Source organism: Micromonospora sp. NPDC004336 (genome assembly GCF_053602615.1).
The window spans coordinates 1-3,144 of sequence record NZ_JBSGDY010000312.1 but is presented as its reverse complement, the minus strand read 5'-3'; the positions used below and the strand labels follow the sequence as shown (position 1 = coordinate 3,144).

Genomic DNA, 3,144 nt, shown 5'->3' with positions numbered 1-3,144 from the left:
CCAGCACCGACGCGGCGCCCACGATCGCCTGGGTCTGCCGGCGCTTGCGGGCCCTGGCCGCCCGCTCGGCCATCTCCTTCTCGAGCCGGGCGCGGTGAACCTGCCGGCCGGCGAGTACGTCGCGGAGGGCCGGTTCCCGGCGGCCGACGCGCTGCGCCGGCGCTTCGCCGACGCGGGGGTGGCCGAGGGCGCGCCGGTCGGGGCGTACTGCGGCTCGGGGGTGACCGCCGCGCAGGCCGTGCTCGCCCTGCACCTGGCCGGTCGGCCGGACGCGGCGCTCTACGTCGGGTCGTGGAGCAACTGGGTCGCCGACCCGTCCCGCCCCGTGGCCACGGGAGCGACACCGCCCACGTGAGCAGCGCGTGCGCTGGGGGCGCGCCCGGGCACGTGCGACGATGTGGCCATGTCCGACGACACGGTGGTGGTGTGGGACGAGTCGCTGCTCGCCTACGACATGGGGGATCACCCCCTCGATCCGGTGCGGGTGGAGCTGACCGTCGCGCTGGCCCGCGAGCTGGGCGTCCTGGATCGGCCCGGGGTGCGGCTGGTCAAGCCGGCGCCGGCCGACGACGCGCTGCTGACCCGGGTGCACGACCAGCGTTATCTCGACGCGGTGCGCAGCGCCCCGCGCGACCCGCTCTTCGCCGGCTTCGGGCTGGGCACCTCCGACAACCCGGTCTTCGAGGGGATGCACGAGTCGAGCGCGCTGGTCGCCGGGGCCACTGTGGCCGCCGCCGAGGCGGTCTGGCGCGGCGAGGCCCGGCGGGCGGTCAGCGTGGCGGGCGGGCTGCACCACGCGATGCCGGCCCGCGCCGCCGGGTTCTGCGTCTACAACGACCCGGCGGTGGCGATCGCCCGCCTGCTCGACCTGGGCGCGGAGCGGATCGCGTACGTGGACGTGGACGTGCACCACGGCGACGGGGTGCAGCAGGTCTTCTGGAACGACCCGCGGGTGTTGACGGTCAGCGTGCACGAGACGCCGCTGGCGCTCTTCCCCGGCACCGGGTTTCCCGACGAGACCGGCGGCCCGCAGGCGCAGGGCAGCGCCGTCAACCTGCCGCTGCCGCCCGGGGTGGACGACGCCGGCTGGCAGCGCGCCTTCCACGCGGTGGTGCCGTCGGTGCTGCGCGCGTTCCGGCCGCAGGTGCTGGTGACCCAGTGCGGCGCTGACGGGCACCGGCTCGATCCGCTCGCCGACCTGAATCTCTCGGTCGACGGGCAGCGCGCCACCTACCTGGCCCTGCGGGCGCTCGCCGACGAGCTGTGCGAGGGCCGCTGGGTGGCCACCGGCGGCGGCGGGTACGCGCTGGTCGAGGTGGTGCCCCGGGCCTGGACGCATTTGCTCGCGGTGGCCACCGGCGAGCCGGTCGCGCCGGCCACCCTGACCCCGCCGGCGTGGCGGGAGTTGGCGGCGGCGCGCCGGCCGGGCCGGGAAATCCCGCTGCGGATGACCGACGACGTCGACCCGGCGTACGAGCCGTGGCAGCCGACCGGCGAGCCGACCGCGGTGGACCGGGCGATCGCGGCGGCCCGCAAGACGGCGTTCCCGCTGTTCGGGCTCGATCCGCACGACCCGCGCGACTGAGCCGGCCGGGGGAGGGCCGGGACGATGACCACGGTGGACCAACCGGTGGACGTGCTGCTCAGCGACGGCACCACCGTCCAGTTGCGACCGATCCGCCCGTCGGACGCGCCGGAGATCGTGGCGATGCACTCGCGCTTCTCCGAGCGCACCCGCTACCTGCGCTACTTCTCGCCGTACCCGCGCATCCCGGAGCGTGACCTGCAACGCTTCGTCAACGTCGACCACCGCGACCGGGAGGCGTTCGTGGTGCTGGCCGGCGACCGGATCGTCGCCGTCGGCCGCTACGAGCGGCTCGGCCCGGCGGCGCCGGACGCCGAGGTGGCGTTCGTGGTCGAGGACGCCTACCAGGGCCGGGGCATCGGCTCGGTGCTGCTGGAGCACCTGGCCGACGCGGCGGCCCGCAGCGGCATCGCCAACTTCGTGGCCGAGGTGCTTCCGGCCAACGGCGCGATGCTGCGCGTCTTTTCCGACTTCGGCTACCAGGTCCAGCGGCAGTTCGCCGACGGCGTGGTGCACCTGACCTTCCCGATCGCGCCCACCGACGCGACGCTGGAGGTGCAGCGCGGCCGGGAGCACCGCACCGAGGCGCGCTCCGTCGCCCGGCTGCTCGCCCCGCGCGGCGTCGCCGTCTACGGGGCGAGCGCCACCGGGCAGGGCGTCGGCGCGGCGGTGCTGGGGCACCTGCGTGACTTCGGGTTCACCGGTCCCGTGGTCCCGGTGCACCCGAGCGCCACGACGGTCGCCGGGCTGCCCGCGTACCGGTCGGCGGCCGACGCCGAGGTGCCGGTCGACCTGGCCGTGGTGGCGGTGCCGCCGGAGTCGGCGCGGGAGGTGGTCGCCGACGCCGCCGCGGCGGGCGCGCACGGCCTGGTGGTCATCTCCGCGGGCTTCGCCGAGGCCGGCGGCGAGGGCGCCGCCGCGCAGCGTGCGCTGGTGCGGGCGGCGCACGCGGCGGGCATGCGCGTGGTGGGCCCGAACTGCCTCGGGGTGGCGAACAACGACCCGGCGGTACGCCTCAACGCCACCCTCGCCCCGCGGCTGCCGGTGCCCGGCCGGGTGGGCATCTTCAGCCAGTCGGGCGCGTTCGGGGTGGCGCTGCTGGCCGAGGCGGACCGGCGCGGGCTGGGCCTGTCCAGCTTCGTCTCGGCCGGCAACCGGGCCGACGTCTCCGGCAACGACCTGCTCCAGTACTGGCAGGACGACCCAGGCACCGACGTGATCATGTTGTACCTGGAGACCTTCGGCAACCCGCGCAAGTTCGCCCGGCTGGCCCGCCGGATCGGCCGGGACAAGCCGGTCGTGGCGCTCGCCTCGCCGGCCCGCCCGCCCGGCGTGGGCGACTCCGCCGGGCCGGACGAGGTGGCCGTCAGCGCGCTGTTCGCCCAGTCGGGCGTGATCCGGGTGGACACCGTCGCCGAGCTGCTCGACGTCGGGGTGCTGCTGGCCCACCAGCCGCTGCCGGCCGGGCCGCGGGTCGGGGTGTCGAGGGAATGCTCGACGCACGCGAGGAAGTTCTCGGGCGACGCCTCAGCTAGCAGCGGCAGCAGATCAGCGACCGC

Annotated in this window: 3 protein-coding genes; all 3 read left to right on the top strand. The window is 76.1% G+C overall.

Going from position 1 to position 3,144, the window contains the following annotated elements; translation table 11 throughout:
* The coding region (locus tag ACWENR_RS30215; RefSeq protein WP_452280346.1) for a sulfurtransferase at window positions 1-355 on the top strand (355 nt) is incomplete at its 5' end.
* Between the two features lie 48 nt (window positions 356-403).
* Window positions 404-1,585: an acetoin utilization protein AcuC gene (locus tag ACWENR_RS30210; protein WP_452280345.1), complete on the top strand. Its 1,182-nt coding sequence runs from the start codon at window positions 404-406 to the stop codon at window positions 1,583-1,585.
* A 24-nt stretch (window positions 1,586-1,609) separates the two neighbouring features.
* Window positions 1,610-3,144, top strand: a 1,535-nt coding sequence (locus ACWENR_RS30205) for a GNAT family N-acetyltransferase (protein WP_452280344.1), incomplete at its 3' end; no start/stop codon positions are given.